Origin of the sequence: Citricoccus sp. (genome assembly GCF_035445025.1) — a bacterium.
Lineage (GTDB): Bacteria > Actinomycetota > Actinomycetes > Actinomycetales > Micrococcaceae > Citricoccus.
The window spans coordinates 1-6,322 of sequence record NZ_DAOMPX010000090.1 but is presented as its reverse complement, the minus strand read 5'-3'; the positions used below and the strand labels follow the sequence as shown (position 1 = coordinate 6,322).

Genomic DNA, 6,322 nt, shown 5'->3' with positions numbered 1-6,322 from the left:
CTGGTGGTCGTCTCTGTGGAGGAGTGGCGATGCTCGGACATGAGGCCCCTTGATCGGCCCGGCGCGAGACCGGGGGACGGTGGGTGGGTCGTGGCGCCTCGCCGGGGGCGTGGCGCTGTTGCACTTGAGGCAACTGAGTTGCATTGATCCTGACAGTGATGCGGATCACGGTCAAGGGGTGCACGCCGCCTTGAGGGCCCACGCTCAGGGGGGCGGGAGCGGTCACCGTGGGTGGGGGACGCGGTGCACACGCAGGCGGGCGGCCACCGCCGGTCGAAGGTCACCGGTCGATGGCCGCCCCCTGGGCGTTGCCCGCATCAGTCGCGGGTCACTCCGCTCACGGGACGGGGGCGGCGATCCGATCCGCGTCGGGCCGGTCGTCGGTGATCTCCGTGGTCGCGTCCACCGTGGCGTGCAGGAGGGGCTGCCGGTCCTGCGACGGGGCGGCGTCCGGGCCGGCGTCGCCGTCGGTGACTGCCATGGCGGCGTCCTGCCGCCGCGCGGCCTCCTCGTCGTCGATGTCCGCCTTCAGGCCGAGGGGGACGCCGGCGTCGATCCTGTCGCGGAAGCGCCGCAGGCCGAGGACGAAGTACAGGCCGGACGCGGTGACCGTGCCGGCCAGCCAGGAGAAGTCGACCCCTCCGACGGCGGCGGCGATGGGCCCCTGGAGGATGGGGAAGGAACCGTACATGCACATCCAGGTCATGATGATGCCGCCGGCGAAGGCGATCATCGCGGCCGGGTTGACGGCCTTGAGCACGGTGTTCTTCGGTGCCTGGAACAGGTAGGAGAAGTCCCGGTGGCGGCGCTCGAAGACGAAGTAGTGCACGGCCATGATGCCGCCCCACGTCGCGACCCAGGCGGCGATCGCGATGATCCAGTTGTGCAGCAGGTGGGCGAAGTCGGAGGCGAAGAGGAAGCCGATGACGGCGGACATCGACAGGCAGCCCACGATGATCGAGATCTTCTTGCGGGAGATGTTGATGTCCAGGGCCTGCACGGCCACGCCGAAGGTGTAGAGGTTGATGATGTTCGTGGCGATCGGCCCGTGGATGACGAGCAGGATCACGGGGACCGCCAGGACGCCGAAGCTGGAGACGATCAGCTCGCCGGGATCGGCGCTGCCGTTGCGGGTGGCGAGGCTGGCACCCAGCACGCCGAGCCAGACGACGGGGATGAACTGGCCGAGGACGCTGACCAGGTAGAGCTTCGACGGGCGGACGGTCTTGGAGACGAAGCGCGAGTAGTCCGGCGCGTAGGTGAACCAGCCGACGCCCCAGCCGATGCCGATGGCGGTCATGATGGAGGACATGGCGGCGATGCGGGGCATGCCCTCGAGCACCTCACCGGGCGGGCCCATGTAGGACCAGTCGATGTCCAGTTGCGTCCAGGCGACCACGGACATGGCGATCAGCACGAGGATGGTGGGCGGCATGGTCAGGCGCTCGAACTTGGAGATGGCCCCGTAGCCCCGGTAGCAGATGGCCACCTGGATCGCCATGATCAGTGCGGCCGTGCCGATCTTCCAGATCATGTTGGGCTGGGCCGGGTCCACCCAGCCGATCTGCCCGAGCATGGCCATGATGAGGTCGAGGATGACCCAGGTGTTGACCGCCGACCAGCCGATCGCGATGGTGGCCTGGATCGCCGCCGGGAGGTAGGCGCCCCGGCGCCCGAAGGCCCCGCGCGCCAGGAGCATCCCGGTGGCCCCGGTGCGCTGGCCGAGCAGGACGAAGAAGCCGAAGCCCAGCATGCCGATGACATTGCCGGCGATCAGGACGATCAGCGTGTCGGCCAGGCCCAGGCCCAACTGGATGCCGAGCGCGCCGAGGATCCAGTTGATGGGAGCGACGTTGGCGCCGGCCCAGATCCAGAACTGTCCGGACAGCTTCCGTGTCCGGTGCGCTTCCGGGATCGGCTGCAGGATCTCCTCGATGTCGCCGTGACCCTGGGACCCGTCTGCCGGGCCGGAGGTGGGAGTCGGCGTCAGGTCCTGGGACCTTGTCTGCACGCTCATATTTCGCTCGATTCAACGAAGGAAGGGGGAACGGTTCGAGCGTAGGGGTGATCCAGGTCACCTAGAATGGACAGTGTGTCTACTCCTTCGCCTGCCATCAGTGACGAAGTGTCGTCCCATTCCCTGCCCCTGCTCGGAGACCTCCTCCAGAACCCGGCCGTGACCGGGGCGGACCCGGTGGTTCGCCACGCCCCGCCGGGCGCGATGGCACGAGCCGTGCGCTGGGTGCATTCCAGCGAGGTGCTGGACATCGGCGGCCTGCTGCACGGGGGCGAGGTGCTGCTGACCGGTGGCACGGAGCTGCGCCGTCTGGACGGGGCCGGGCTCGCGGGGTACATGGCCTCCCTGTCGGCACGGGGCCTGGCCGCGTTGGTCGTGCAGACGGCCGGCTGGGAGCAGCGGGAGGTCGAGCCGCTGGTGACCGCCGCGACCGCGGCGGAGGTGGCGCTGATCGAATTCCGCCGGACCATCCCCTTCATCGACGTCACCGAGGCGGTCAACAGCGCCATCGTCACGCGCCACGCCCGTCGGCACACGCTGGTCGACGACCTCTCCCGGCGCATCGCCGAGCACATCTCCACGCGCGGGCCGGAACTGCCGCCCATCCTCGACCTGGTGGCCTCGGAACTGCGGGCCCGGGTCCGGCTCTTCGGGGTGCACCGGGGCGAGGACGACCTGATCGGGGAGGCCGGCACCACCGGCTCCCCGCCGGAGGGAACCGCGGAGTCGAACACCGCCGAGGCCGTCGTGATCGTCGCAGGCCATGTCGCCGCCCACCTCGTCATCGAGTCTGCCGTCGCCACCACCGACCTGCTGGAGGCGGCCGCCAACCGCCTCAGCGAGGTGTTGGCCCTGGCCCTGGCACCGACCTTCGGGCCGTCCGCCGACCAGCTGGCGGAGTCACGGTTGATGCTGGCGGTGCTGGAGGGGGCGCCCCGTGAGACGGTGCGCCGGCTCTGGGACGCCACCAGCCTTCCCCAGGGGCCGGCGTGCATGGTCTACGCCGTTCCCCTCGCACCCTCCACGGCCCACGAGGTCCTGCTGCGCCGGGTCGTGATCCGGGCCGCAGGATCGCCCTGGGCCCGGGGGCGGGCCCTGCTGGTCCCGCTGGGCGGGCAGGATGCACCCACTCGCCGTGCCGAGCTCTTCTCGTCGCTGGCCGACGCGCTGGGGACCCTCCCGGTGGTCTGTGCCGTGGGCCCGATCGTGTGGGAGGGCGCCGCTGCCGGCGAGTCCATGGCCGACGCCCTGGCACTCGTGGACGAGCACGCCGGCGGACCCGCCGTGATCGACTCCATGGAGTGGTTCGGCCGGCGGGTGCTGCGCCAGCTGGAGACCCTGGCATTCGTGGCCCGGCACGTGCAGTCGGCCCTGGGGAGGGTCATCTCCTGGGACGTCCGGAACGGGAGCAAGCTGGTGGAGACCCTGGCCTGCTGGCTGGACGCAGGATGCAACACCACGGTGGCGGCAGGCCGGATGCACGTGGAACGGCAGACGCTGCACAAGAGACTGTCCACGGCCTTCGAGCTCCTGGGCGGCGACCCGCGCCACGGCGGTGACCTGTGGTCCCTGCACGTGGCCGTGAAGGTGGTGGTGGCCGGCTCGACGGCCCCGGGGACCTAGGTCGCCCGGCCGGTACGACGACCCCCCGGAGGGCGCCGGACGCACCCGGGACGATACCCGGGCGCGACACCCGTCCAGACCTATCGCCGGCGGCATCGTTGTGGTTGGATCTGCTCGATCAGGCCCATACGCCATGGACCCTGACGGGACAACCCCACGGGAGGATCCCATGTCCCGCTCGACCCCGAGACCCCACCCCCCGCGCCGGGAAGGTGGCCCACGGTGAGTTCGCCACACCGGGAGGGCGCCGGGACGGAACCGTTCAACCGCAGGCTCGCGCTGCTGCTGGCGATGGCGATGTTCGTGCTCGTCGTCGACACCTCGATCATGAACGTGTCCATCTCCGCGGTGGTCCACGACATCGAGACGACCGTCAGCGGCCTGCAGTCGACGATCGCGCTCGAGGCGCTGGTGTCCGCGGCGTTCATCCTCATCGGCGGCAAGGTGGGTGACCTGATCGGCAGGAAGCGGGCCTACGTCATCGGGCTGGTCTTCTACGCGATCGGCGCCGTCGCGATGACCCTGGCCCAGGGCCTGCTCCCGATCATCGTCTTCTGGGCGGTGATCGGCGGCCTGGGTGCCTCCCTGCTGCTGCCCTCCATGCAGTCGCTGGTCCACGGCAACTTCGAGGGGGACGCCCAGAAGCGCGTCTATGCCCTGGTCGGCGCCTCGGCGGCGATCGCCGCAGCGGTCGGCCCGCTGCTGGGGGGCTTCATCACCACGTTCCTGTCCTGGCGGGTCGCCTTCCTGCTCGAGGCCCTCATCATCGCGGTCGTCCTGCTCGGCATCAAGGCCGTGCACGACGTCCCCTTCACGGGGCCCAGGACCCTGGACCTCTTCGGGTCGGTGCTGTCCATCGTGGGCATGGGCGGCATCGTGCTGGGGATCCTGGTCTGGCAGGAGGGCGGCGGTCCGGTCGGCGCGCTCCTGACCGTGGGGGCCGTCGGACTGGCCAGCCTGGTCTACTGGCTCAGGTCACGCAAGCGCCATCACCGGCCGGCGTTGCTGGACCCGGACCTGTTCCGGTCGGAGGGCTTCCGGTTCGGCGCCACGGGGCAGATGCTGCAGCAGGTCGCCCTCGGCGGCACCATGATCGTGCTGCCCATCTACCTGCAGATGGTCCTCGGGTACAACGCCCTGCTGTCCGGGTTGTCGATCGCGCCACTGTCCCTGACGATGTTCGCGGTCGCGATGCTCGCCGGGAAGTCGTCCAGGCTGCCCCGCCCGGCCGCCACCATCAGGTGGGGCTTCCTGCTCCTGGTCCTGGGACTGCTGGTGATCGTGCCCGTGGTGCCACGCGCCGATTCAGGATGGTGGCTGCTGCCTCCGCTGGTCATCGCGGGATGCGGTCTCGGGCTGTTGGTGTCCCAGCTCAACAACTACACCCTGTCGCCGATCTCCGACGAGCGGGTCAGCGAGGCGGCCAGTGTGAACTCCGCAGCCGGATCCTTCGGCCTGTCCTTCGGACTGGCCTTCGCCGGCGGCATCATGCTGGCGGCGCTGTCGATCATCTTCACCGGCATGGCGACGTCGAGCACCGTCCTGCCCCCGGAGGAGCAACAGCAGGTGGCCTACGTCCTCGAGAGCGACGCCCAGGTGATGAGCGACGCCCAGCTCGAGGAGCTCCTGGCCGGCCAGCCGCAGGAGTACGCCGACGAGATCATCCGCATCAATACCGACGCGCGCCCGATCGCCCTGCAGGTCGCCCTGCTCGTGCCGATCCTCGCCGGCCTGCTGGGACTGTTCAACGCGTTCCGCATGCAGCGCCTGCCGGATCCCGAGTCCACCGGCGGGGGAGGGGCCACGCTCCTGGGATGAGGATCGGGCCTAGAGTGCGGCGCGGACCATCTGCTCGAAATGGCCCACGTGGTCGGCGGCCAGTGACTCCGCGCCCTCCGCGTCACCGGCGAGAATGGCCCGGATCAGCCCACTGTGTTCCGTGATGTGCTCCTCGACGGCGGGGAGGCGGTCCAGGACCATGCACCAGATGCGGGTGGCGAGGTTGTCGAGGCGGGTCAGTGACTCCTGGAGATGGTGGTTGCCGGCCGCACGGTAGATGAGCCGGTGCACCTCGAGGTCGTACTCCATCAGCTCGCGCCGGGACCTGGTGCCGTCCAGTGCCTCGAGGCCCGCCGCGACATCCTGCAGCTCGGTCCGCACCTGGTCGTTGGTGTTCAGGGCCGCCTTGCGGGCCGCGAGGGGTTCGAGCAGCTGGCGCACCTCGGAGATCGCCGCCAGTTCCGTGATGTCCACCGCGGTGGCGAAGGTGCCCCGGCGGGGGAACGACGCCACGAGGTGGTCGATCTCGAGCCGCTTGAGCGCCTCGCGGACCGGCGTGCGGCCGAAGCCGAGCTCCTCGGCGAGCCGGGCCTCGTTGATCGGCTCTCCCGGGGCGATGTCCAGCATGATCAGCCGGTCCCGGATGGTCCGGTAGGCCTGTTCGGCCAGGGACAGGCCGCTGGGGGCGGTGTCGACCTGGGTGCTCATAAGGCTCCAATCCGTCATTTTCGCGAGAGGTCTTGACCTCGTGTGATCTCCATCATAGTCTGCGTTGCAGGTTGATATATCAGTTATCGACAATAGATCCACAAGAGCGAGGAGCAGACATGGCGCAGACCGCAGCGGCTACGCAGGTGCCGGTTGAGTTGACGTCGTCGTTGGCGGAGTTGGACCCGGAGATCG

General features: G+C 69.6%; 4 protein-coding genes. 2 read left to right on the top strand and 2 right to left on the bottom strand.

Translation table 11 applies throughout. The annotated features are described in order from the left end of the window. Nucleotides 1-337: 337 nt before the first annotated feature. On the bottom strand, nucleotides 338-2,017 hold the full coding sequence (locus PLJ28_RS14555) for a purine-cytosine permease family protein (protein WP_183530107.1): 1,680 nt from the start codon (nucleotides 2,015-2,017) through the stop codon (nucleotides 338-340). A gap of 66 nt (nucleotides 2,018-2,083) precedes the next feature. Here PLJ28_RS14555 and PLJ28_RS14550 point away from each other — a divergent pair, with 66 nt between their 5' ends. Both PLJ28_RS14550 and PLJ28_RS14545 read left to right on the top strand, forming a co-directional pair. Next, the gene (locus tag PLJ28_RS14550; protein ID WP_324590309.1) at nucleotides 2,084-3,640 is read left to right on the top strand and encodes a PucR family transcriptional regulator; all 1,557 of its coding nucleotides are present in this window, start codon (nucleotides 2,084-2,086) and stop codon (nucleotides 3,638-3,640) included. A 291-nt stretch (nucleotides 3,641-3,931) separates the two neighbouring features. Next, nucleotides 3,932-5,458 carry an MFS transporter gene (locus PLJ28_RS14545; RefSeq protein ID WP_324590310.1) on the top strand — a complete coding sequence of 509 codons (1,527 nt, stop codon included), beginning with the start codon at nucleotides 3,932-3,934 and terminating at the stop codon, nucleotides 5,456-5,458. Between the two features lie 9 nt (nucleotides 5,459-5,467). On the opposite strand, the gene PLJ28_RS14540 is transcribed toward PLJ28_RS14545, so the two are convergent. Continuing rightward, nucleotides 5,468-6,127, bottom strand: coding sequence for a GntR family transcriptional regulator (locus tag PLJ28_RS14540; protein ID WP_183530111.1), 660 nt, complete (start codon nucleotides 6,125-6,127; stop codon nucleotides 5,468-5,470). Between the last annotated feature and the right edge of the window lie 195 nt (nucleotides 6,128-6,322).

Excerpts from the sequence above, each read along its gene's own strand:
- PLJ28_RS14555 (WP_183530107.1), bottom strand. The coding sequence starts at position 2,017 with ATGAGCGTGCAGACAAGGTCCCAGGACCTGACGCCGACTCCCACCTCC.
- PLJ28_RS14550 (WP_324590309.1), top strand. The coding sequence starts at position 2,084 with ATGGACAGTGTGTCTACTCCTTCGCCTGCCATCAGTGACGAAGTGTCG.
- PLJ28_RS14545 (WP_324590310.1), top strand. The coding sequence starts at position 3,932 with ATGGCGATGTTCGTGCTCGTCGTCGACACCTCGATCATGAACGTGTCC.
- PLJ28_RS14540 (WP_183530111.1), bottom strand. The coding sequence starts at position 6,127 with ATGAGCACCCAGGTCGACACCGCCCCCAGCGGCCTGTCCCTGGCCGAA.